The 23,206-nt window shown below is 73.1% G+C and carries 16 protein-coding genes; 11 read left to right on the plus strand and 5 right to left on the minus strand.

Annotated features, from left to right (window positions below):
- The first annotated feature begins 75 nt into the window (after positions 1-75).
- The 5 genes from gatC to O7622_RS10640 all read left to right on the plus strand — a co-directional run bounded on the left by gatC (position 76) and on the right by O7622_RS10640 (position 6,662).
- The gene (gene gatC, locus O7622_RS10620; protein ID WP_135243672.1) at positions 76-381 is read left to right on the plus strand and encodes an Asp-tRNA(Asn)/Glu-tRNA(Gln) amidotransferase subunit GatC; all 306 of its coding nucleotides are present in this window, start codon (positions 76-78) and stop codon (positions 379-381) included.
- Between the two features lie 76 nt (positions 382-457).
- The gene (gene gatA, locus O7622_RS10625; protein ID WP_282313194.1) at positions 458-1,933 is read left to right on the plus strand and encodes an Asp-tRNA(Asn)/Glu-tRNA(Gln) amidotransferase subunit GatA; all 1,476 of its coding nucleotides are present in this window, start codon (positions 458-460) and stop codon (positions 1,931-1,933) included.
- Positions 1,934-2,167: 234 nt separating this feature from the next.
- A complete protein-coding gene (locus O7622_RS10630; RefSeq protein ID WP_282313195.1) occupies positions 2,168-2,575 on the plus strand; it encodes a hypothetical protein in 408 nt (135 codons plus the stop codon).
- A gap of 120 nt (positions 2,576-2,695) precedes the next feature.
- Positions 2,696-4,189: an Asp-tRNA(Asn)/Glu-tRNA(Gln) amidotransferase subunit GatB gene (gatB, locus tag O7622_RS10635; RefSeq protein WP_282313196.1), complete on the plus strand. Its 1,494-nt coding sequence runs from the start codon at positions 2,696-2,698 to the stop codon at positions 4,187-4,189.
- Positions 4,190-4,304: 115 nt separating this feature from the next.
- Positions 4,305-6,662 (plus strand): pyruvate dehydrogenase, encoded by a 2,358-nt coding sequence (locus O7622_RS10640; protein WP_282313197.1) that lies wholly within the window; start codon positions 4,305-4,307, stop codon positions 6,660-6,662.
- Between the two features lie 307 nt (positions 6,663-6,969).
- Here the strand turns inward: O7622_RS10640 and O7622_RS10645 are convergent, their stop codons facing one another.
- From O7622_RS10645 to O7622_RS10655, 3 genes are all read right to left on the minus strand, one after another.
- Positions 6,970-8,583: a metallophosphoesterase gene (locus tag O7622_RS10645; RefSeq protein WP_282313198.1), complete on the minus strand. Its 1,614-nt coding sequence runs from the start codon at positions 8,581-8,583 to the stop codon at positions 6,970-6,972.
- Positions 8,584-8,636: 53 nt separating this feature from the next.
- Complete coding sequence (locus O7622_RS10650; RefSeq protein ID WP_282313199.1) at positions 8,637-9,812, minus strand: PQQ-dependent sugar dehydrogenase; 1,176 nt, start codon at positions 9,810-9,812, stop codon at positions 8,637-8,639.
- 85 nt (positions 9,813-9,897) lie between these two features.
- Positions 9,898-11,703 (minus strand): SpoIIE family protein phosphatase, encoded by a 1,806-nt coding sequence (locus O7622_RS10655; protein WP_282313200.1) that lies wholly within the window; start codon positions 11,701-11,703, stop codon positions 9,898-9,900.
- A gap of 143 nt (positions 11,704-11,846) precedes the next feature.
- Here O7622_RS10655 and O7622_RS10660 point away from each other — a divergent pair, with 143 nt between their 5' ends.
- Positions 11,847-12,773: a 2-hydroxyacid dehydrogenase gene (locus O7622_RS10660; RefSeq protein WP_282313201.1), complete on the plus strand. Its 927-nt coding sequence runs from the start codon at positions 11,847-11,849 to the stop codon at positions 12,771-12,773.
- Between the two features lie 23 nt (positions 12,774-12,796).
- Here the strand turns inward: O7622_RS10660 and O7622_RS10665 are convergent, their stop codons facing one another.
- Positions 12,797-13,180, minus strand: coding sequence for a PH domain-containing protein (locus O7622_RS10665; RefSeq protein WP_282313202.1), 384 nt, complete (start codon positions 13,178-13,180; stop codon positions 12,797-12,799).
- Positions 13,181-13,670: 490 nt separating this feature from the next.
- Here O7622_RS10665 and O7622_RS10670 point away from each other — a divergent pair, with 490 nt between their 5' ends.
- Positions 13,671-16,103: an EAL domain-containing protein gene (locus tag O7622_RS10670; protein WP_282313203.1), complete on the plus strand. Its 2,433-nt coding sequence runs from the start codon at positions 13,671-13,673 to the stop codon at positions 16,101-16,103.
- An 11-nt stretch (positions 16,104-16,114) separates the two neighbouring features.
- Here the strand turns inward: O7622_RS10670 and O7622_RS10675 are convergent, their stop codons facing one another.
- Positions 16,115-17,140: a LacI family DNA-binding transcriptional regulator gene (locus tag O7622_RS10675; RefSeq protein WP_282313204.1), complete on the minus strand. Its 1,026-nt coding sequence runs from the start codon at positions 17,138-17,140 to the stop codon at positions 16,115-16,117.
- A 349-nt stretch (positions 17,141-17,489) separates the two neighbouring features.
- On the opposite strand from O7622_RS10675, the gene O7622_RS10680 reads away from it, so the two are divergent.
- From O7622_RS10680 to O7622_RS10695, 4 genes are all read left to right on the plus strand, one after another.
- Complete coding sequence (locus O7622_RS10680; RefSeq protein WP_282313205.1) at positions 17,490-18,773, plus strand: extracellular solute-binding protein; 1,284 nt, start codon at positions 17,490-17,492, stop codon at positions 18,771-18,773.
- Positions 18,774-18,843: 70 nt separating this feature from the next.
- The gene (locus O7622_RS10685; protein WP_282313206.1) at positions 18,844-19,857 is read left to right on the plus strand and encodes a sugar ABC transporter permease; all 1,014 of its coding nucleotides are present in this window, start codon (positions 18,844-18,846) and stop codon (positions 19,855-19,857) included.
- On the plus strand, positions 19,854-20,714 hold the full coding sequence (locus O7622_RS10690) for a carbohydrate ABC transporter permease (protein ID WP_282313207.1): 861 nt from the start codon (positions 19,854-19,856) through the stop codon (positions 20,712-20,714). The genes O7622_RS10685 and O7622_RS10690 overlap by 4 nt, the downstream gene beginning before the upstream one ends.
- Positions 20,711-23,158 (plus strand): glycoside hydrolase family 2 protein, encoded by a 2,448-nt coding sequence (locus tag O7622_RS10695; RefSeq protein WP_282313208.1) that lies wholly within the window; start codon positions 20,711-20,713, stop codon positions 23,156-23,158. Before O7622_RS10690 ends, O7622_RS10695 begins: the two co-directional genes overlap by 4 nt.
- Positions 23,159-23,206: the final 48 nt, after the last annotated feature.

A 23,206-nucleotide genomic window follows, 5' to 3' on the forward strand; every position in this document is an offset into this window, starting at 1 on the left:
GCGCGTCATCGAGTACGCCCGTACGCGCGGCCGGCCCACCGCAGACGTCTCAGGACAGCCACGAAGGGGGCACTGATGGCCGCCATCTCCCGCGAGGAGGTCGCGCACCTCGCGCGACTGTCGCGGCTCGCCGTCACGGATGAGGAACTGGACACCTTCGCCGGCCAGCTGGATGTGATCCTCCAGTCGGTCGCGCAGGTCGGCGAGGTCGCCGCGGCGGACATCCCGCCGACGTCGCACTCCGTGCCGCTGACGAACGTGCTCCGCGAGGACGTGGTGCGGCCGGGCCTGACCCCGCAGGAGGCGCTGTCGGGCGCCCCCGACGCCGAGGAGCAGCGGTTCCGCGTCCCGCGGATCCTGGACGAGGATGTGGCCTCATGAGCGAGCGCAGCGAGCGAACCATCAGGCTCAGCGTGGCTGTCCGTCATGACGGCACGGAGCGAAGCGGAGTGCCGGCATGACCGACCTGACCAAGTTGAGCGCTGTCGAGATCGCCGGGCTGGTGGCGAGCGGCGAGACCTCCGCGGTCGAGGTCACCCGGGCCCACCTGGACCGGATCGGCGCCGTCGACGACCGGGTGCACGCGTTCCTGCACGTCGACACCGAGGGGGCGCTGGCGGCCGCGCGTGCCGTGGACGAGCGCCGCTCCGCCGGTGAGGAACTGGGCCCGCTCGCCGGTGTGCCGGTCGCCGTGAAGGACGTGCTGACCACCAAGGGCGTGCCGACCACGGTCGGGTCGAAGATCCTGGAGGGCTGGCGCCCGCCGTACGACTCGACGATCGTCGAGCGGCTGCGCGACGCCGGCACGGTGATGCTCGGCAAGACGAACATGGACGAGTTCGCGATGGGCTCCTCCACCGAATACTCGGCGTACGGGCCGACCCGTAACCCGTGGGACCTGGAGCGGATCCCGGGCGGCTCCGGCGGTGGCAGCGCGGCGGCGCTGGCCGCGTACGAGGCGCCGCTGTCGATCGGCTCGGACACCGGCGGCTCGATCCGCCAGCCCGGCGCGGTCACCGGCACGGTCGGCGCGAAGCCCACCTACGGCGGCACGTCCCGCTACGGCCTGGTGGCGTTCTCCTCGTCGCTGGACACGCCCGGCCCGTGCGCGCGTAGCGTGCTCGACGCCGCGTTGCTGCATCAGGTGATCGGCGGTCACGACCCGCGCGACTCCACCTCGATCCCGGCTCCGGTGCCGGACGTGGTGGCCGCGGCGCGGCGCGGCGCCACCGGTGACCTGACCGGCGTCAAGCTCGGCGTGGTCACCGAGTTCACCGGCGAGGGCGCGGAGCCGGGCGTGATGGCCGCGTTCCGCGACGCCGCCGAGGCGCTGGCGAAGCTGGGCGCCGAGATCGTCGAGATCTCCTGCCCGCACTTCAAGTACGCGCTGCCGGCCTACTACCTGATCGCGCCGAGCGAGTGCTCCTCCAACCTGGCCCGGTTCGACGGCGTCCGGTTCGGCCTGCGGGTCGGTGACGACGGCAACCGGTCGCTGGAGGAGGTCATGTCGCTGACCCGCGAGGCCGGCTTCGGTCCCGAGGTCAAGCGGCGCATCATGATCGGCACGTACGCGCTCTCGTCGGGCTACTACGACGCCTACTACGGCCAGGCGCAGAAGGTCCGCACGCTGATCACGCGGGACTTCACCAGCGCGTTCGAGCAGGTCGACGCGCTGATCTCGCCGACCACGCCGTTCGTGGCGTTCCCGATCGGGTCGCGTACCGCCGACCCGTACCAGATGTACCTGGCCGACCTGTTCACCATCCCGACGAACCTCTACGGCGGCCCGGCCATCTCGGTGCCGTGCGGCCTGTCCGACGGGCTCCCGGTCGGCTTCCAGATCATGGCGCCGACGATGGCCGACGACCGGATGTACCGGGTCGCCGCCGCGCTGGAGAACGCCGTCGGCACGCTCACCCCGCCGGCGCTCTGAACCAACCGGTACGGAGGCGGTCCGCCCGCCTCCGTACCGGAGAAACGTCCCGCGCCCGGTGCGGTCACCACGACCGCGCCAGGCGCGGCTGTCGTCGCGGCGACACGGTGATCATCGGTCAGTGGATTGCCCGGGGTCACTGGCACTGGTCGAATGAGCTGCGAGTCTGCCGGATCGACTGGACTGTGGCCCGCTGGCGGAGGCGAGCGGTTCCGACCGAGAGCTGGATGTGCGATGGGGACACTTCGCCCGGTCATGGCCCTGGCGATGGTCGCGGCGTTGCTGCTGGGCGCCGTGCGGCCCGCCACCGCGCAACCGGCCACCGCCGTCACGGAGACCGTCGCCGCCCGGAACCCGGCCACCCCGACGGCGTCCCCGGCCGACCCGACGGCCACGCCCACCCCGGCCGACCCGACTGCCACGCCGACGCCGAGCGACCCGGCCGTCACGCCGCCGGAGAGCGGCACCGCGGCGCCCCAGCCGACGCCCTCGCCGTCGAAGGTGAGCGGCGCGTGGCTGCCGATCACCGGGCCGGGTTCGCCGCTCGTCCTGCTGCTGCTGAGCGTCGTGGCCCTCTCCGTCGGCGGCATCCTGCTCGTGCTGGCGTACAACCGCCGGCGGAGCTTCACCACGCCCGAGTGACGCCCGGCCCGGGCCCGGCCGTCGTGGCGGGCCCGTGCTGATCTCGAAGCCCGGCAGCGGGGTGGCCGGGCCAGCCGATTAGGCTGGAACGGTTCTGTCCGGATCGCGCCTGGAGCTCAGATGACGACGACACTGCCCGCGTACGACGAGGTCGTCGCGCGCTTCGAACCGGTGATCGGCCTGGAGACCCACGTCGAGCTGGGCACGAACACCAAGATGTGGTGCGGCTGCCCGACCGACTTCGGCGGCGAGCCGAACACCCGGGTCTGCCCGGTCTGCCTCGGCCTGCCCGGATCGCTGCCGGTGGCGAACAAGGCCGCCATCGAGGCGACCATCCGGATCGGGCTGGCACTGAACTGCTCGATCGCCGAGTGGTGCCGGTTCGCCCGGAAGAACTACTTCTACCCGGACATGCCGAAGAACTTCCAGATCAGCCAGTACGACGAGCCGCTGTGCTTCGACGGCTACCTGGACGTCGAGGTGAACGGCGAGCTGGTGCGCATCGGCATCGAGCGGGTGCACCTGGAGGAGGACACCGGCAAGACGCTGCACGTCGGCGGCGCCACCGGTCGCATCCAGGGCGCCACCGAGTCGCTCGTCGACTACAACCGGGCCGGCATCCCGCTCGTCGAGATCGTCACCAAGCCGATCCCCGGCACCGGCGCGCTCGCGCCCGAGGTCGCCCGCGCGTACGTCACCGAGCTGCGCGACGTGATCCGCTCGCTCGGCGTCTCCGACGTGCGGATGGAGGAGGGCTCGTTGCGCTGCGACGTCAACACGTCGCTGAACCGGCCGGGTGAGGAGTGGGGCACCCGCACCGAGACGAAGAACGTCAACTCGCTGCGCTCGGTCGAGCGGGCGGTGCGCTCGGAGATGCTGCGCCAGGCGTCGGTGCTGGAGGCCGGCGGCCGGATCCACCAGGAGACGCGGCACTTCCACGAGGACACCGGCGACACCACGTCGGGCCGGTCCAAGGAGACCGCCACCGACTACCGGTACTTCCCGGAGCCGGACCTGGTGCCGCTCGCCCCGGACACCGCGTGGGTGGCCGAGCTGAAGGCCGCCCTGCCGGAGCTGCCGCGGCTGCGCCGCAAGCGGATCCAGCAGGAGTGGGGCCTGTCCGACCTGGACATGCAGTCGGTGGTCAACGCCGGCGCGGTCGAGCTGATCGAGGCGACCGTGGCCGCCGGCGCCACCCCTGCCGCAGCCCGCAAGTGGTGGCTGGGCGAGCTGTCCCGCCGCGCCAACGAAACCGGCGGGGAACTGGCCGACGTGGGCGCCACCCCGGCGCAGGTCGCCGAGCTGCAGGGCCTGGTCGACGCCGGCAAGCTCAACGACAAGCTGGCCCGTACCGTGCTGGAGGGCGTGGTGGCCGGCGAGGGCTCGCCGACCGAGATCATGACCAACCGCAACCTGGAGGTCGTCTCGGACACCGGCGCGCTCACCGCCGCCGTGGACGAGGCGATCGCCGCCAACCCGGACGTGGCCGACAAGATCCGCAGCGGCAAGGTCGCGGCGGCCGGCGCGCTGGTCGGCGCGGTCATGAAGACCACCCGCGGCCAGGCGGACGCGAAGACCGTCCGCGAGCTGATCCTGGCGCGCCTCGGCGCCTGACGTGTGTAAGGAAGGGCCCCTTCTTAACGCCTGGTGCATGGGAAGGGGCCCTTCCTAACGCCTCGCCACCCCTTCCCGGACAGGGCGTCAACGGCGACGCCCGGATGGAGTCACCGTGAACCAGCACGACCTCGACGTCCTCGACGAGATCCAGCGCCGGGTGCTCTGGCTCGCCACCCGCATCGTCGACGCGGCCAACCACGACCGGGACACCGGCGACGGGGTGAAGGTCGGCGGCCACCAGGCGTCCAGCGCCTCCCTGGTCACCGCGATGACAGCGCTCTGGTTCCACCACCTGGACGGCGAGGACCGGGTGGCGGTGAAGCCGCACGCCTCGCCGGTGTTCCACGCCATCCAGTACCTGCTCGGCAACCTCGACAAGTCGTACCTGCCGATGTTGCGGGCGCGCGGCGGGCTCCAGTCGTACCCGTCGCGCACCAAGGACCCGGACCAGGTGGACTTCTCCACCGGCTCGGTCGGCCTGGGCGCCGCCGCGCCGCTGTTCGCCGCAGTCACCCGCCGCTACGTCGACGCGCACTTCGGCCCGCGCCCGCATTCCCGGTTCGTCGCCATCATCGGTGACGCCGAGCTGGACGAGGGCAACATCTGGGAGGCGGTCGCCGACCCGGCCACCACCGGCCTCGGTAACGTGATGTGGCTCGTCGACTTCAACCGGCAGTCGCTCGACCGGGTCGTACCGGGCATCCGGATCAACCAGTGGCGCGGCCAGTTCGAGGCGGCCGGCTGGCACGTCGTGGAGGTCAAGTACGGCCGCAAGCTCGCCGAGGCGTACGCCCGGCCGGGTGGCGCGGCGCTGCGCGACTGGATCGACCGGATGCCCAACGAGCAGTACCAGTCGCTGTTCGGGCTGGCCGGGCCGGCGCTGCGCAAGCAGTTCCTGGACGGCGCGCCGGCCGAGGTGGCCGCGTTCGTCGCCGACATCGGCGACGACGAGCTGGGCCCGCTCGTCACCGACCTGGGCGGCCACGACGCGCAGGCGATGCTCGACGCGTACGCCCAGTGCGACGCCGTCACCGACCGGCCCAGCGTCGTGTTCGCGTACACGGTCAAGGGCTGGGGCCTGCCGATCGCCGGCAACCCGCGCAACCACTCGGCGCTGCTCACCACCGAGCAGGTCGACGCGCTGCGCGCCGCGCACGGCCTGACCGCCGAGACCGAGTGGGACCGCCTCGACCCGGCGTCCCCGGCCGGCATCCGGGCCGGCGAGCGCCGGGAGGCGCTGTCCCGCCCGCCGCGCGAGCGTGCGCTGAGCGTCACCGTTCCGGAGACCACGAGGGTACGCGCGAACAAGCCCGTCTCCACCCAGGAGGTCTTCGGCCGGGTGCTGGTCGACCTGGCCCGCGATCCGCAGGTGGCGCCCTACCTGGTGACCACCGCGCCGGACGTGGCCACCTCGACCAACCTGGCCGGGTTCATCAACAAGACCGGCGTGTTCGCACCGACCGAGCAGCGTTCCTGGACCGAGGACCGGATGCTGCGCTGGACCGAGAGCCCCGCCGGGCAGCACATCGAGCTGGGCATCTCGGAGATGAACCTGTTCCTGCTGCTGGGCCAGCTCGGCCTGTCGTGGGACCTGTCCGGCCAGCCGCTGCTGCCGGTGGGGACCGTGTACGACCCGTTCGTGCTGCGCGGTCTCGACGCGTTCCTGTACGGGACGTACTCCGGTTCCCGGTTCGTGGTGGCCGGCACCCCGTCCGGCATCACGCTGGCTCCGGAGGGCGGTGCGCACCAGTCCACCATCACCGCGTCGGTCGGCCTGGAGCTGCCGGGGGTGACGTTCCTGGAGCCCGCGTACGCCGGCAGCCTCGACTGGCTGCTCTGCGACGCGCTCGGGCAGATCGCCGGTGGCTCCGCTCCCGCCGCGACAGCCGCGCCGGCCGAGGACGGGGCGTACTACTTCCGGCTCAGCACCCGGCCGATCGACCAGGCGCCGTTCGAGGCGGCCCGGGCGCGGCTCGGGGACGCCGTGCTGCGGCGGCAGGTGGTGGCCGGCGCGTACCGGCTCGTCGACGCGCACCAGGCGTACCCGGATCTGGCTGACGCCCCGGTCGTGCAGCTCGCCGCCTCCGGCGCGGTGCTGCCGGAGGTCCTGGCGGCCGCCGCGGAGCTGGCGGAGGAGGGCGTGGCCGCGCACGTGGTCGACGTGACCAGCCTGGACCGCCTCTACCGGGCGTGGCAGCGGACGCTGCGCCAGGGTGTGCGGACCGCGACCGTGCCGAGCGTGCCGGGCGCGCTGCGGTCGGCGTTCGCCGACCGGGTGCCGGTGGTCACCGTGCACGACGCGGCCTCGCACGCGATGGCCTGGCTCGGCTCGGCGGTCGGCGCCCCGGCGGTGCCGCTCGGCGTGGACGAGTTCGGCCAGTCCGGCAGCGTCCGGGAGCTGTACGAGCTGCACGACCTGCTGCCCGGCAGCATCGTCAACGCCGCGCTGGCCGCGATCGCGCTGCGCTGAGGCGCGCGTCCGTTGCGCTGACCGCCCCCACGGGCCGGCCGGACATCCCGGGCGGCCCCGGCCCTCGCGGTGGAGGTCCGGCCTCCGTGCGTGCCTCAGCCGCTCGGCTCGCCGGCCTTCCGGTGCTGTCGGGCCGATCCGGCCTGCCCCCGGCGCCCGGCCCGGTGCGTCCTGCGACGGGCTCTGCCGGCGTTCCTGGCTCTCCCGGATCGACTCCGGTACGGCGGGCAGTGTCCTGGCCGATTCGGGTGGCGCGGTGGCAGAGCGCCGGACCGACCGTGAAGGGAGGCGGAGAGAAGCGGGGCGGTCAGCTCGTGGGGGTGGGGCTCAGCGTGGTCGTACCCGGTGACGGCGACTCCGACGGGCCGCGGGTCGGGGTCGGGGTGACCGGGACCTGGTCGCCCTTGGCCGGGTCGCGGATGACGTGCCGCTCCAGGTTGACCTGCGACTGCCCGGTGCCGCCCACGGTGATGTCGTCGTACGCCTGGAGCAGCTTCTGCTGGTCGAAGTAGAGCACAGTCATGGTCAGCGGCGTCGGCTTCTCGCCCTCCAGGCCGCGCAGCCCGGCACCGCCGGTGGAGCCCTGCACCATCAGCGTGGTCGGCTGCTTGCCCTCGATCTGCGGCAGCTTCGACACCTGCCGGGAGTGGGTGTGCCCGGAGAGCACCAGCGGGCAGGTGCCGGAGAGCGGGCCGGCCGAGGCGGGATCGTGGACGAGCGCGATGTCGACCTTGTGCGGCGACTTCTCGATCGTGCCGGCGAGCTGTTCGCCGGCGCCGATCACCTGGTCGGCGACGGCCGAGGTGAGGCCGCTGCCGGCCGGTGAGGTCTCCTTGTCCGGGGTGAAGCGGGGGTCGCCGATGCCGGCGATGGTCAGCCCGCCCACTGTGGTGACCGAGTTGTTCAGCACGATCGCGTTCGGCTGCTGCGCCACCGCGGCGGCGGTGCGCGGCGAGTCGTGGTTGCCGCGGATGAACACGTAGGGCTTCTTGAGCAGGCCGATCGAGCCGACGAACGAGGCCTCCGGCTCGCTGCCCCAGTCGGTCATGTCGCCGGTGTCGATCACCACGTCGATGCCGAACTGCTCGACCACGGTACGGATCAGCTGCCAGCCGGTCGGGTTGAGGTGGATGTCCGACACGTGCAGCACCCGTGTGGTGCCGGGCGACGGCTGCACCACGGGCAGGGCGGAGACCGTGGTGTAGAGCTTGCTGACGTTGCCGACCAGCCGTTGGAGCTGCTCGGCGTACTTGGTGTAGTCGTTCGCGATCCGCCGCGCGTCACCGACGATCGCCGGCGCGTTGACCAGCAGGCCCTCGTACCGCGGCTCCTCGATCGCCTGCGGGCGTAGCGTGCTCGCGGCCACCCCGAGGCTGCCGGCGGTCACGACCAGCGCCAGACCGCCGGCCCACGCGGTACGCCGGACGTCCCGGAAGACGAGCGCGGCCAGCAGCAACGTGGCCAGCACCGCCGAGGCGAGCGTACGCAGCCCGAGCCGCATCACGCCGTCGCGGACGTCCTGGACCGCCGACTGGCTGGCCCGGCTGATGCTGGCCGGGTCGTCGATGAGCGCCTCGGTGCGCCCCTGGTCCAGCGAGCCCACCTCGACTGTGAGGTACGCCGGGCCGTCGTGGCTGTCCAGCAGCAGTGCGCCCAGTGGCGGGATGTCGACTGTGGTGCCGCCGCTGAGCGACGGGCTGAGCTTGAGTTCAGCCCGGAACGGGCCGATGTCGGTGCCGACGTGGCCGCCCGCGTACGTGCCGACCACGATGCCGCCGAGCGTGACCGCGAGCAGAGCCAGCGCGACACCCAGCCGGCGCAGCCGGTGACCCGGCCGCCACGCCGTCCAGCGGCGGGCGCGCCCGCGCACCGGAGCCGTCTCGTCCCCGGTGCGGTGCTGTTCGTTCTCGTGGCCGTCCATGCTGAGATCCTGACCTGCCCCTTGAGCGATCTTGACAAACCCGGTGGGCCGGATCAGCTCCGGCCGGCGCCCCCGTCGGCGAAGACGAGCCGCAGGATGCGGTCGTCCTCGGCGGTGGGCGTACCCCGCCCGTCCCGGTTCGAGGTGCTCACCCAGAGCGATCCGTCCGGCGCCGCCGCGGCGGCCCGTAGCCGACCGTACCGGCCGGTGAGCAGCTCGCGCGGCTGACCGAGGACCGTGCCGTTGCCGGCCAGCTCCACCAGCCAGAGCCGCTGGCCGCGCAGGCAGGCGGCGACGAGCAGCCGGTCCGCCGCCGCCAGACCGGAACAGGAGGCGTCACCGGTGGGCCACTGCGTGATCGGGTTCACGTAGCGCTTGTCGTCGCCGCGTCCCTCGACCCGGGGCCAGCCGTAGTTCCCGCCCTTGTCGATCTGGTTGATCTCGTCCCAGGTGTTCTGGCCGAACTCCACCGCGTACATCTTCTTGTCGGGCGTCCAGGCGAAGCCCTGGACGTTGCGGTGGCCGGTCGACCAGACAGGCGACCCGGCGGTGGGGTTGCCCGGCGCCGGCTTGCCGTCCGGGGTGATCCGGAGGATCTTGCCGCCGAGGCTCCTGGCGTCCTGGGCGTTCTCGGTGCGCCCGGCGTCGCCGGTGCTCGCGTAGAGGTGGCCGTCCGGCCCGAAGCCGAGCCCGCCGCCGTTGTGCGTGCCGGCCTTCGGGATGCCGGTCAGGATCGGCTTCGGCGCCTGCCCGAGCTGCATCTTCGCGATCCGGTTGTCGTCCTCGGCTGTGTAGTAGACGAAGACCGTGCGGTCCCGGGCGTACGCGGGGGAGACAGCGATGCCCAGCAGGCCGCCCTCGCCGCCGGCGGCCACGTCCGGCACGGTCTGGACCGGCCGGACGGCCAGCCCGTCCGGGCCGGACTCCGGGCCGACCTGGAGGATCCGTCCCTTGTCCCGCTCGGTCACCAGCGCCCCGCCGTCGGGCAGGAACGCGATGCCCCACGGCACCTCCAGCCCCTTGGCCAGCACGGTGGCGACAACCTGCTGACCGGCCCCGCCGGGAGACGCGGTGCCGGACGGTGTCGGCAGGTTGGGCGGCGCGCCGGCCGGGTCCGGCTCGGGCTCGCCGAGGGCGCAGCCGGCGGCGCCCAGGAGCAGCGCCGCGCAGGACGCCGCCAGCGCCGTCCGGAGGCGGCTGACACGGGGGTACGCAAGACGCGGGCTCACCCGCCCCAGCCTAGCCGGGCGGACCGGCGAACCGGGCGCGTCGCGCACACGCCTGTCCGCGTCCGGCCGTTCGGGGGAGTGCCGGTCAGCCGGCCCGCAGCGCGAGCAGGGCGACGTCGTCCTCCCACTGCTGCGCCGCGGCGAGCAGCCGGTCGCAGAGCAGGTCCAGCGGCACGCCCGGCCCGCCGGCGCCGAGGTGGGTCAGCAGATCGGCCTGCCCCTCGTCGATCGGCTGGTCCCGGCGCTCGATCAGCCCGTCGGTGTGCAGCAGCAGCGTGTCGCCGGGGGCCAGGGTCAGCGTCCGGCCGGTGCGCCGGGGCGGCCGGGCCAGGCCGAGCAGCGGTCCGCGACCCTCCGCCACCGAGACCGTGCCGTCGGCGCGGACCAGCAACGGCGGCGGGTGCCCCGCGTTGCACCAGGAGACCGCCAGCCCGTCGTCGGCCGGGCGGACCCGGGCCAGCACGGCGGTGGCGACGGTGGGCACCCGCAGCCCGCCCATGGCCTGGTCGAGGTGGGCGACCAGATCCTCCACCGGATCGTCCCGGCCGTACGCGTTGCCCCGCACCAGGTTGCGCAACTGGCCCATGGTGGCCGCCGCCTCGATGTCGTGCCCGGCGACGTCGCCGATCGCGGCGATCAGCTCGCCGTCGGGCTGGACGAACGCGTCGTACCAGTCGCCGCCCACCTCCACCCGGTCGGCGGCCGGCAGGTAGCGGGCGGCCAGCTCGATCCCGGGCACGGCCGGCAGGCTCGGCAGCATGCTGTGCTGGAGCACCTCGGCGACGTGCCGCTGCTCCCCGTAGAGACGGCTGTTGCCGACCGCCTGCCCGGCACGTACCCCGATGTCCTGCGCGGTGCGCAGGTCGCTGGCGTCGAAACCGCGCCGCCCCTGACGGTTGACGAGCGTGACGACCCCGATCACCCGGTCCCCGGCGGCGGTGATCGGCACTGTCAGGTGGGAACCGATGCCGAGCCGGTCGGCGAGCGGCACCAGCTCCGGGCGCGTCGTGCCGCGCGCCACGTCGTCCAGGTCGGCCACTGCGCGCACCACCGGCCGCCCGGTACGCAGCACCGACCGGATCTGCGACTCCGCGCTGAGCCCGGTGGTCAGCAGCTCGGCGAAGCGGGCCAGATCGGCCCCGCGCGCGGCGTCCCGGTGTACGCCGGTGACGGTGCGCGGCCGCCCGGCCGGGTCGACGAGCGTGATCAGGCACCAGTCGGCGAGCAGCGGCACCATCGCGTGCCCGAGCCGGTCGACGGCGGTTGCCACGTCGAGCGTGCCGCCGAGCATCTCGCTCATCCCGGCCAGCATGGCGAGCCGGTCGTGCGCCTCCTCCGCACGGCGGCGGGCCTGCTCGGCACCGCGGACCGCGATACGTAGTCGCAGCTCCGAGGAGCACGCGGCGGCCAGGTCGGCGAGCGTCCGCAACTGCTCCTTCGTCCAGGCCCGGGGCTTGCTGTCGATCGCGCAGAGCGAGCCGAGCACCCGCCCGTCCAGGTCGGTCAGCGGCATGCCCGCGTACGCCACCACGCCCAGGTCCTCGACGGCCAGGTTGAGGCGTACCCGGGGGTAGAGACGGGCGTCGGGCAGCACCAGCGGCATCTCGATGTCGACGACGTGCTGGCAGAACGAGTGGCTCAGCGGCGTCTCCCGGCGGGCCGCCCACGGCTCCGGCAGGCCGGTCGCGCCGGGAAAGAACTGGCGCTCGGCGTCCACCAGGGAGACGAGTGCGACAGGCACGTCCAGCAGGTCGCCGACCAGACGCGCGAACCTGTCGAACGCCTCGTCCGGTACGGCGTCGAGCCGGGTCTCGTCGAGTGAACGCAACCGGTCGGAGTCGGCGAGCGCCGGAATCGGCACGGACACCCGTCTTCGGCCGTGCTCGCTCATCGCCACCGCCCTCAGCAACCGGGAACGCCCGACCGGCACCCCGTCCTCGGTTATACCCCGCCGGACTGTCAACGGACCCCCGGCGGGGTGTTCGTCACGACCCACGCCGCACCGCCCGGCCGGGGCCGATATCGTCGGCGGTCGTGAAGGCATGGATCCCGCACCCCGAAGGCCGCCGGCTGCTCGGCGAGTTGCCGCCCGGCGTCACAGTGGAGCTGCTGGACGACCCGCGGCGGCTTCCGTCGTCCCCGTCGGGGGTGCGGTTCTGGGTGCCGCCGTTCCTGTCCGGCCCGGACGCCGGGACGCTCCTCGCCGAGCTGCCCGACGTCGAGGTGGTGCAACTGCTCTCCGCCGGGGCGGACGCCTGGGTGGGGCGGATCCCCGACGGCGTGACGCTCTGCGACGCCCGGGGCGTGCACGACTCACCCACCGCCGAATGGGTGGTCGCCGCGATCCTCTCCTCGCTGCGCGGATTCGCGCCGCTGGCCCGCGCGCAGGCCCGGCGCGAGTGGGCGTACGACGAGGTGGCGCCCACCGACGAACTGGCCGGCAAGCGGGTGCTGATCGTCGGCGCCGGCTCGATCGGCACCGCGGTACGCGACCGGCTCGCCCCGTTCGAGGTGAGCTTCACGCTCGTGGCCCGTACGCCCCGACCCGACCAGGGCGTGCACGGGGTGGACGAGCTGCCCGCGCTGCTGCCCGAGGCGGACGTGGTGGTGCTCCTGGTGCCGCTGACCGAGCAGACCCGGGGCATGGTCGACGAGCGCTTCCTCGCCGCGATGCCTGACGGCGCGCTGCTCGTCAACTCCGCCCGGGGGCCGGTGGCGCGTACCTCGGCGCTGGTGGCCGAGCTGACCTCGGGCCGCCTGCGCGCGGCGCTGGACGTCACCGACCCGGAGCCGCTGCCCGCCGACCACCCCCTGTGGGAACTGCCGAACGTGCTGCTCACCCCGCACGTCGCCGGCTCGGTACGCGGGCTGCTGCCCCGCGCGTACCGCCTGGTGGGCGAGCAGTTGCGCCGGTACGCGGCCGGTGAGGAGCTGACGAACCGGGTGGTCGACGGCTACTGATGGCCGGCTTACCGATCGCCGGCCTACTGATCGCCGTCGGCGTCCGGTGGTTCCTGCCCGGTGACCGCGATCAGCCGGGGCAGTTCGGTGGCGCGTACCGCCGGCAGCATCACCACCTCGCCGTCGTCGAGCCGCGCCACCGCCCGGCCGCGGGAATCCCCGGCGAGTTCGGCGACCCGGTTCCACGGCACCCGGCGCTGCCCGGCTAGCGCCCGCAGCCGCAGCTCCCGGGCGTCGGCGTCGGTGCCGGCCCGCCACGCCCAGACCGCGACGGCGAGCGGTACGAGCAGCACCCAGAGCAGCCACCAGCGGGCGGAGGCCAGCGGCAGCGCGCCGACGAAGGCGACGATCGCGGCGACCAGGATGGCCTGGTTGTGACGGAAACGGACGGTATCGGCGCGGCTCACCCCCCGATGATCCCACCCGGCCGGTCCAAGCCACCCCGCGGCGTCCCCACCCCCTCGGTCGAGCCGGCCGCCCTCGGTCTGCCCGCCACCGATCTTGGTACGGTTCCGCCCCTCGCGGGGCGGTCCGGTACCAAGATCTCCATCGATTTGGAGATCTTGGAAGCGTTGGGCCTCTCCGGGGGGCGTTTCCTTCCAAGATCTCGGGCGGAGGGGTGACGCGGGGTCCGGGCGCGTCGATCTTGGGCGTGGTCTGGGGCTTGGCGTCTGCTGATGTGACGGACGTCACTGTGCCGGTGACGTCACCGGGCGCTTCCGGGATCGTTTCTAGGCGTGGCCGCAGCGGCCCCCGCCGATGCGTTCCCGTCCCGCCCCCGCACGTCGTACCGCGTACCGCAACCGCACCGCCCCGTGCCCCCTCACGAAGGCGACCGCCGTGCCCGTCCCCCCTCCCGCCGTTCCCCGTCGGCGATCAGTCCTGCCCGATGTCGCCGTGTCGCTCACCGGCACGGCCTTCCTCCTCAGCGGCGTCGCCGGTACCCTGCCCGGCCCGGCCGCCGCCGCGCTCGCCGTCGCCGGAGGCTTCGCCCTCGCCTGCGTCCGGCTCGCCTGGCTGGCCGGAGCCGCCTCACCGACCGACCGTCCCGCGCCGACGGACCGTCCCGCGCCGACGGACCGTCCCGCGCCGACGGACCGTCCCGCGCCGACGGACCGTCCCGCGCCGACCGGCCACCGCGCGCCGACCGACCGTCCTGCGCCGACCGACCGTCCTGCGCCGACCGACCGTCCCGCGCCGACCGACCGTCCCGCGCCGACGGACCGCCCCGCGCCGACGGGCGAAGCGCCGGACCTCGCTGGAACGCACGGCGCGACGGCGCTCGGCCCGGGGACCGGGCGGCGGGCTCGCCGGGCTGCGCTGTCCCGCCGGGTCGCCGCCATCCTGGACGGCGCCGTCCTGATCGCCGGGCTCACCGTCGCGGTGCTGCCGCTGAGCGACGCCGCCCACCGGCTGCCGGTCGCGCTGGCCGGGCTGTGCCTCACCGGGGCGCTGCACGTGACGGCCCTGCTGCGCCTGCCCGGCCGATCTCGGCTGTCCGGCCCGGAGCTGGTGCGCCGTACCGTCGACGTGCTGGCGCTCGGCGTCAGCCTGGTCTTCGCGGGCTGGATGCTGCTGCCGGGCGGCCCGGTCCCGGCCGTCGCCGGGGTCGTCGCGGCGGGCGGCGCGGTGGTGCTCGCCGTGCTCGCGGTGGCCGCCGTCGCCGAACGCCGCCGCCGGCCGGGCGCCGCGCGCTGCCACGCCGGGGCCGCCCTGATCCTCGGCGGGCTGACGCTACTGGTCGTGCTGCTGGCGTACGACGCGCCGGACCGGGCGCTGCCGCTCGTCGCGGCGCCGCTGGTGGCCGGGGCGCTGCTCACCGTCGCAGGCGCCCGGCGTACCTCGGGCGGTGAGCGGCCGGGCCGGGACGCGGCGCCGGCCGCCTGGCCCCGCCTCACCGCGCCGGCCGGGATCGCCGCGCTGGCCGCCGGGATCCACCTGGGGGCGGCGGGGGAGTTCAGTACCGCCGCGATGGCCCTGGGCCTGGCCGTCATTCCGCCGATCATGGTGGGTGAACTGCTCGCCGCCGCCGACCAGCGCCGCCGGGTGCAACGGCTCGCGGCCCGCGAGGCGTGGTTGCGGCGTCGGCTCGGACCGGACTCCCGGCCGGTGGAGCCCGTGCCGCTGACGCGCGCGGATCTGGTCCGGGCGATGGCGGAACGCAGTGGCGGCGCGCTGCTCGTCGTCGACCTGCACGGCACGGGTGGCGCGATGCTGGAGGGGTCGGTGCTGACCGAGGCCGCACGCCGGTTGCGGGCGGGCGCCGAGACGCAGGATCTGGTCGCCCGGCTCGGCGACACCGAGTACGCCGTCCTCACCGACCGGGGGCCGGTGCTCGCGTACGCGCTCGGTCTGCGGCTGCTGGCGGCGCTGGTCGAGCCGTACCCCCGGCCCGGCGGTCTCGCCCGGTTGAGGGTGAGCGTCGGGCTGGCCGAGACCAGCGGCGGCGATCCGGAGGACGTGCTGCGGCAGGCGGACCTGGCCCGCCGCCGGGCGGTGCAGCTCGGCCGGGACCGGGTCGAGTGGTACGACGCCTACCTGGAGGAGCAGTTGGTCCGCCGCCTGGATCTGGAGCGGGAGCTGCCCGGTGCGGTGGCGCGCGGTGAGCTGGACCTGGTCTACCAGCCGGTGGTGGCGCTCGCCGACCGGACGCCGGTGGGTACGGAGGCGTTGCTGCGCTGGCGCAGCCCGGCGCTGGGCACCGTGCTTCCGGCGGAGCTGTTGCCGGTGGCGGCCGACCTGGACCTGACCGGCGAGATCGGGCGATGGGTGCTGGACCGGGCCTGCCGCCAGCTCGCCGCCTGGTCGGAGGGCGGCCGTGAGTTGTGGATGGCGGTCAACGTGACGCCGCGCGAGCTGGCCGCGCCGGACTTCGTGGCGCGTACCGCGACCGCGCTGGCCGCGTACGACGTGGCACCGGAACGGCTGGTGGTGGAGGTGGCCGAGCCGGTGGTGGGCGCGGAGCTGTCCACAGTGGTGGCCCGGCTGGCCGGCCTGCGGTCGATCGGTGTGCGGATCGCGCTCGACGACTTCCGGGCCGAGCACGCCTCGCTCGCACAGCTCCGACGGCTGCCGATCGACCTGCTCAAGGTGGGTCCGCACCTGGTCGGCCCGGTTGGGGACGGCCAGCGCCCACTGATCGACGTGGTGGCGAACCTGGCCGACCGGCTCGGCGTGGAGCTGGTGGTCGAGGAGCTGGAGTCGGAGGGGCAGGTGGCCGGCGCTCGGCGGGCCGGCTGCCGGTACGGCCAGGGCTTCGCGCTGGCCCGCCCGGCGACCGCCGAGCGGGTCGAGGCGTGGTTCGAGGAGTACCCGTCCACCGCCCGGTGAACTGAACCGGTTCAGCGGGCCGTCGTACGAGGTGGGGCGGTGCTGCCACGCGGCGTCAGGTGCGCCGTCTCGTCCTGGACGACGGCTGCCGGCTCGCCCGCGATCACGGCCAGGAGCCGCCGGGCGGCGTGCGCGCCGTACGCGGGGATGTCCCGGCCCAGCGCGGTGAGCGGCGGGTGCACCAGCCGGCAGAGCGGCGAGTCGTCCCAGGCCACGATGGACAGGTCGCCGGGTACCGTGAGGCCCATCTCCTGGGCCACCGAGAGCCCGGCGATCGCCATCACGTCGTTGTCGTAGATCACCGCGGTGGGGCGGCCGGTGGAGCTGAGCAGCCGGCGGGTGGCGCGCGCGCCCTCCTCACCCGTGTAGTCGGACCAGACGGTGGTCGCCTCGTCCAGCCCGAGCCGCCGGCACACGCGGGTGAACGCCTCGGTGCGGATCTCGGTGTGCAGCAGCGAGGGCAGCCCGCCCACCCGGGCGATGCGCCGGTGGCCGAGCGCGACCAGGTACTCCACGGTTTCGACGAGGGCCGCCGCGTCGTCGGCCCAGACGCTCGCCAGGCCGCCGGTGTGCCCGGGGCCGCCGATCACCACCGCCGGCAGTTGCAGTTCCTCCAGTGCCGGCACCCGCCGGTCGTCGGTGCGCAGGTCGCAGACGAGCACGCCGTCCACCCGGCGTTCGGCCCACCACCGCCGGTAGACGGCGATCTCGGCCTCCTGGTCGCTGACCACCTGGAGCGTGAGCGCGTACGAGCGGGCCGACAGCTCGGCCTCGACGCCACTGATCAGCTCCATGAAGAACGGCTCGATGCCGAGTATCCGGGCGGGGCGGCACAGCGCCAGCCCGACCGCCTTGGCGGTGGCGCCGGACAGCGCGCGGGCGGCGCTGCTCGGACGGAAGCCGATCTCGGCGGCGATGGCGAGGATCCGCTGCCGGGTCGCCTCGGAGACACCGGGCTGGCCGTTGAGCGCGTACGACACCGCGCCCTTGGAGACCCCGGCGCGCCGGGCGACGTCGGCGATGGTCGGCCGCTTCACCGAAGCGTTCCTCCACTGTGTCCGGCCCTCGCGGGCGCTCTCGGTCGCCGGGTCACCGGCGTCTGGTGACGCTACTGCACGCGCCGCCGGTCCCGGGTGCCACCGGCGGTGGCGGTGGACGGGCTCGGGCGGCCGTCGCTTGTGCGGTTCAGCTTAGAGCGCCGATCACCGGGCACCTGCCGTGGACGGCCCCGAACCGTAGCCGTGAGCGGGGGCGAGGTTACCGGATGGGCACATCGGTAACCGCCCGTTGACAGCCCTCAAGGTGAACCGTACGGTGGCCTCACTTATCCGGTTCAGTCAACGTTCCTCGATATCGGGAGCGTTCCCATTCGGCGCGGAGGATGACATGAGACGGTCCTGGACGCACCTGGCGCGCGTGGCCGCCGTCGGTGCCGTCAGCCTGGTCATGATCGCCGCCTGTAGCGGCAGGAGCACCACCGGCGGCTCGGACTCGGCCGGTGGTCAGGTCACGCTGAAAATCAACTTCTGGGGTGACTTCGGGCTTCAGGATCTGAAGGCCAAGTACGAGGCCGAGCACCCGAACGTCAAGATCCAGCTCAACTCGGGCGAGTACAACGCCCAGCACGAGGACCTGCAGAAGAAGCTGGTCGCGGGCAACGGGGCGCCCGACATCGCGGCGATCGACGAGGGCTTCATGGTCCAGTTCCGCAGCCAGTCCGACAAGTTCGTCAACCTGCTCGACAAGGGCGCCGGCTCGTACGAGAGCAAGTACCTGCCCTGGAAGTGGAAGCAGTCGCTGTCGGCCGACGGCAAGACACAGATCGGCCTCGGCACCGACGTCGGCGGCCTGGCGATGTGCTACCGCACCGACCTGTTCAAGGCCGCCGGCCTGCCCACCGAACGCGACCAGGTGTCGGCGCTCTGGCCCACGTGGGACAAGTTCGTCGAGGTCGGCCAGCAGTACACCGCCACGACGAAGAAGAAGTTCATCGACGCCGGCACCAACCTGTTCAACCCGATCCTCGGCCAGCAGCCGGTCGGCTTCTACGACGAGCAGGACCAGCTCCGGATGGAGCAGGGCCCGAAGGTGGCGTTCGACTACACGGTCAAGGCCGTGGGCGCCGGGCTGTCGGCCAACCTGGTCAGCTTCCAGGCCGACTGGGACAAGGGCTTCACCAGCGGCGCGTTCGCGGTGCTCGCCTGCCCGGCCTGGATGCTCGGCCACATCAAGGACACCGCACCAGGCACCGAGGGCAAGTGGGACATCGCCGCGGTACCGGGTGGCGGGGGCAACTGGGGTGGCTCCTTCCTGACGCTGCCCAAGCAGGGCAAGAACGTCGACGAGGCGTACAAGCTGCTGACCTGGCTGGTCGCGCCGGAGCAGCAGATCGAGATCTTCAAGAAGGTCGGCAACCTGCCGTCGCAACCGGCGCTCTACACCGACCCGGCGATCGCCGACTTCAAGAACCCGTTCTTCAACGACGCCCCGGTCGGCCAGATCTTCCCGAAGATGGCGCAGGGTCTCACCCCGCAGTACCTGGGCCGGAGGAACGGCCCGACCCGGGTGGCGGTGGAGAACGTGATCCGGCGGGTGGAGAACAAGTCGCTCAAGTCCGGCGCCGCCTGGTCCGAGGCGGTCAAGGAGGCCGAGAAGGCCGCCAAGTCCTGACGTGTCACAGGTGACGGGGCGGCCCGGTCCGTCCCGTCACCGTCCGATCTCCCGGCCCTGGAGTGAACCGATGTCCAGCACCCGTGCCGCGCCCGCGCCACCCGGCCGCCCACCCGAGCGCAAGCCCGGCCGCACCGGCGGCGGCGACCGGCGGATGAGCTGGCGCGACCGGCTGTACCGCTTCGACATGCGCTACATGCCGTACCTGATGATCGCGCCGTTCTTCCTGCTCTTCCTCGTGTTCGGGCTGTTCCCGCTGCTGTTCAACGCGGTCGTGTCGCTGCGCAACTACCGGCTGGACGACCCGACGCTGCCGTACTGGGCGGGCGCCGAGAACTTCAGCCGCCTGTTCGCCGACGAGGACTTCTGGAACGCCCTCTACAACACGTTCGGCATCTTCCTGCTCTCCACCGTGCCGCAACTGCTGCTCGCGCTGCTCGTCGCGTCGCTGCTCAACCGCAGGCTGCGGGCGCAGACGTGGTGGCGGGTGGGCGTGCTGCTGCCGTACGTGACACCGATCGTGGCCTCGACGATGGTGTTCAGCGTCTTCTTCTCCCGCGACTTCGGCATGGCGAACTGGGCGCTCGGCCTGCTCGGCATCGGCGGCCCGGACGACCCGATCGACTGGCGGGCGGACAAGCTGCACGCCTGGATCGCCATCGCCACCATGGTCAACTGGAAGTGGATCGGCTACAACGCGCTGCTCTACCTGGCCGCCATGCAGTCCATCCCGCGCGACGTCTACGAGGCCGCCGCGATCGACGGCGCCGGGCCGTGGAAGCAGCTCTGGCGGATCACCGTCCCGATGATCCAGCCGGTGGTCCTGTTCACAGTCATCCTGTCCACCATCGGCGGGTTGCAGCTGTTCACCGAGCCGATGCTGTTCGACCCGAACGCCCAGGCCGCGACCGGCGGGCCGGACGGCGAGTGGCAGACCATCGCCCAGCTCATCTACAAGGTCGGCTGGAAGGACCTCAACCTCGGGTACGCCGCCGCGATGTCCTGGGCGCTGTTCCTGATCATCCTGGTCGTCGCCGGTCTCAACTACCTGCTGACCAACAGACTCTCCGGAGGCCGCCGGTGACGACGCGACGCGTGGTGGCGCGGGCGCCACAGGACACCCCGGCCGGGCTCTGGACCTACCTTCTGCTCGCGGTGAGCATGTTGTTCGCCGCGTTTCCGCTCTACTGGATGTTCGTGATCGCCACCAGCGACGACGAGGCGCTGGCGAAGCTGCCACCGGCGGTTGTTCCCGGCGACCGCTTCCTCACCAACGTCGACGAGGTCTTCTCGCTCCAGGACGTCTACTTCGCCGCCTCACTCGTCAACAGCGTCATCGTCTCGGTCGTGGTGACCGCCTCGGTGCTGTTCTTCTGCTCGCTCGCCGGGTTCGCGTTCGCCAAGCTGCGCTTCACGGGCAGCCGCGTCCTGATGCTGTTCGTGGTGCTCACGCTCACAGTGCCCAACCAACTCGGCATCGTGGCGCTCTACATCGTGATGGGCGAGCTCGGCTGGAACGGCACGCTGCTCGCCGTGATCGCGCCCGGCCTGGTCACCGCGTTCGGCGTGTTCTACATGCGGCAGTTCATCGTGAACACCGTCCCGGACGAGCTGATCGAGTCGGCCCGGGTCGACGGCGCCACGACCATGCGGGTGTACGCGACGATAGTGCTCCCGGCGATCCGCCCGGCCCTGGCGGTGCTCGGCCTGCTCACGTTCGTGGCCACCTGGAACGACTTCCAGTGGCCGCTGATCACGCTGAGTGGCACCGACTACCCGACGTCGATGGTGGCGGTCTCCGACCTGGCCAGCGGCAACTACGTGATCTACCGGCGGGTGCTCGCGGGCGCGTTCATCGCCACCGTCCCCCTGCTGGTCATGCTGTTCATCGGTGGACGTCAGATCGTCCGCGGAATCATGGAAGGCGCGGTGAAGTCGTGAGCTGTCGAACGCTGCTGCACGAGGGGTGGACGCTGCGGGCCGAGCCCGGCCCGGCGGTGCCGCCGGAGATCGCCGGGAGGGCGGTGCCCGCGACGGTGCCCGGTTGCGTCCACACCGACCTGCTCGCGGCCGGTCTCATCCCCGACCCGTACCTCGACGACAACGAGAACCGCCTCACCTGGATCGGCCGCACCGACTGGGTCTACGAGACCACGTTCGCCGGGCAACCCGGTGCCGGGGACCGGGTCGACCTGGTCTGCGCCGGGCTCGACACGGTCGCCACCGTGACGCTCAACGGCGTCGAGGTCGGCCGCACCGAGAACCAGCACCGCTCGTACCGCTTCGACGTCCGCGCGCTGCTGCGCCCGGACGGCAACACCCTGGCCGTACGCTTCGACTCCCCCTACCGGTACGCCGAGGCGCACCGGGACCGGCTCGGTGACCGGCCCAACGCGTACCCGGAGCCGTTCCACTTCATCCGCAAGACCGCCTGCAACTTCGGCTGGGACTGGGGGCCGACGCTCGTCACCGCCGGCATCTGGCAGGACATCGGCCTGCACGCCTGGTCCACCGCCCGGCTCGCGTCGGTGCGGCCGATCGTCACGGTGGCCGACGACATCGGCCGGGTGGAGCTGCACGTGGCTGTCGAGCGGGCCGGCGACGAGCCGCTGACCGTCCGCGCCGCCGTCGCCGGGGTCACCGCCGACGTCGCCGTACCGGCGGGGGAGCGGACCGCCGTCGTGACGCTCACCGTCGCGGACCCCGCGCTGTGGTGGCCGATCGGGTACGGCGACCAGCCCCGGTACGACCTCGACGTGAGCCTGCACGGCACCGACGGCCGGGAGCTGGACGCCGCGTCCCGGCGCATCGGGTTCCGTTCGGTCCGGCTGGACACCACGCCCGACGCGCACGGCACCCCGTTCACGCTGCACGTCAACGACGTGCCGGTGTTCGTCAAAGGCGTCAACTGGATCCCCGACGACGCGTTCCCCAACCGGGTCACCCGGGAGCGCCTCGCCGAGCGGTTCGGCCAGGCGGCCGGCGCGAACGTCAACCTGCTGCGCGTCTGGGGCGGCGGCCGGTACGAGTCGGACGACTTCTACGACCTCGCCGACGAGACGGGGTTGCTGGTGCAGCAGGACTTCCTGTTCGCCTGCGCGGCGTACCCGGAGGAGGAGCCGTTCCGCACCGAGGTCGAGGCGGAGGCGCGGGAGCAGGTGACCCGCCTCGCCGGGCACCCGTCGCTGGTGCTGTGGACCGGCAACAACGAGAACATCTGGGGCTGGCACGACTGGGACTGGCAGGAGCCCCTGGCCGGGCGCACCTGGGGACGCGGCTACTACCTGGACCTGCTGCCCGCGATCGTCGGCGAGCTGGACCCGACGGTCCCGTACTGGCCGGGTAGCCCCTGGTCCGGCAGCGAGGACATCCACCCCAACGACCCGGCGCACGGCACCACGCACATCTGGGACGTGTGGAACACCGACGACTACACGCGTTACCGGGACTACGTGCCGCGCTTCGTGGCCGAGTTCGGTTACCAGGCGCCGCCCGCGTACGCGACGCTGCGCCGGGCCCTCTCCGACGACCCGCTCACGCACGACTCGCCGGGCATGACCCACCACCAGAAGGCCGCCGACGGGGACGGCAAGCTCCGGCGCGGGCTCGACGCCCACCTGCCGCCGCCCGCCGACTTCGACGACTGGCACTACCTCACCCAGCTCAACCAGGCCCGCGCCATCCAGCTCGGCGTGGAGCACTTCCGCTCGCACCGGCCGGTCTGCACCGGCACCGTCGTGTGGCAGCTCAACGACTGCTGGCCGGTCACGTCCTGGTCGGCGATCGACGGCGACGGCCGCCGCAAACCCCTCTGGTACGCGCTGCGCCGCGCATACGCCGCCCGCCTGCTGACGGTGCAGCCGCGAGACGGCGGGCTGGCGCTGGTGGCGGTGAACGAGACCGCCCAGGCGTGGAGCGGGACGGCCACTGTCACCCGGCTGGCCCTCACCGGGGAGCCGAGGGCGAAGACCTCGGTCGGCCTCGACGTCCCCGCGTACTCCTCGGTGGCGCTGGCGCTGCCGGCGGAGCTGGCGCGGCCGGACGACGGCCGGGCCGAACTGCTCGTCGCGGACGCCGGGGACGCCGCGGAGCGCGCGCTGTGGTTCTTCGCCGAGGACCGCGACGTTCGGTGGCCGGCGGCGCAGTGGGATGCGACCGTCGAGCCGATCGACGGTGGCCGGCGCGTCCGGGTGACCGCCCGGACCGTGCTGCGCGACCTGACGCTGTTCCCTGATCGCCTCGATCCGGCCGCGCAGGTGGATCGGGCCCTGGTGACGCTGCTGCCGGGGGAGAGCGCGACGTTCACGGTGCGTGCGCCCGGCCCGCTCGACGCCGACGCGCTCACCCGCCGGCCGGTGCTGCGCTGCGTCAACGACCTCGGCTGAAGGGCCTTACCCGCATCTCCGTCGATTTGAAGATTTCTGCAAGTGTTA

This window comes from Micromonospora sp. WMMD1076, from assembly GCF_029581475.1.
GTDB classification, from domain to species: Bacteria; Actinomycetota; Actinomycetes; order Mycobacteriales; family Micromonosporaceae; genus Micromonospora; species Micromonospora aurantiaca.

Bases quoted from the DNA above. Each gene is read 5' to 3' on its own strand.
- gatC (WP_135243672.1), top strand. From the start codon at position 76: ATGGCCGCCATCTCCCGCGAGGAGGTCGCGCACCTCGCGCGACTGTCG.
- gatA (WP_282313194.1), top strand. From the start codon at position 458: ATGACCGACCTGACCAAGTTGAGCGCTGTCGAGATCGCCGGGCTGGTG.
- O7622_RS10630 (WP_282313195.1), top strand. From the start codon at position 2,168: ATGGGGACACTTCGCCCGGTCATGGCCCTGGCGATGGTCGCGGCGTTG.
- gatB (WP_282313196.1), top strand. From the start codon at position 2,696: ATGACGACGACACTGCCCGCGTACGACGAGGTCGTCGCGCGCTTCGAA.
- O7622_RS10645 (WP_282313198.1), bottom strand. From the start codon at position 8,583: ATGGACGGCCACGAGAACGAACAGCACCGCACCGGGGACGAGACGGCT.
- O7622_RS10655 (WP_282313200.1), bottom strand. From the start codon at position 11,703: ATGAGCGAGCACGGCCGAAGACGGGTGTCCGTGCCGATTCCGGCGCTC.
- O7622_RS10680 (WP_282313205.1), top strand. From the start codon at position 17,490: ATGAGACGGTCCTGGACGCACCTGGCGCGCGTGGCCGCCGTCGGTGCC.
- O7622_RS10685 (WP_282313206.1), top strand. From the start codon at position 18,844: ATGTCCAGCACCCGTGCCGCGCCCGCGCCACCCGGCCGCCCACCCGAG.